The organism is Peribacillus sp. SIMBA_075 (genome assembly GCF_046534585.1).
The window spans coordinates 1-228 of the sequence record NZ_JAWRYN010001785.1 but is presented as its reverse complement, the minus strand read 5'-3'; the positions used below and the strand labels follow the sequence as shown (position 1 = coordinate 228).

Genomic DNA, 228 nt, shown 5'->3' with positions numbered 1-228 from the left:
ACGCTGTTTCACGATCGCTTGCCATCGCATGTGCTGTCAGAGCGATGATCGGGATATGCTTCGTTTGTGGACATGCTTTTAACTGACGTGTCGCGTCCCACCCATCCAGTACTGGCAGGCTCAAATCCATCAGGATCAGGTCCGGCAGCTCGTATTTTGCTGCTTCCACTCCTTCTTGACCATCCACCGCGATAATCACCTCGTAGCCCTTTCGCATCAACCTGCGTG

At 53.5% G+C, this 228-nt stretch carries 1 protein-coding gene; it reads right to left on the bottom strand.

Features of this window, described 5'->3' with window-relative positions:
- A partial coding sequence (locus SB775_RS34580; protein ID WP_410865798.1) for a response regulator occupies positions 1-187 on the bottom strand: 187 nt, incomplete at its 3' end.
- Positions 188-228: the final 41 nt, after the last annotated feature.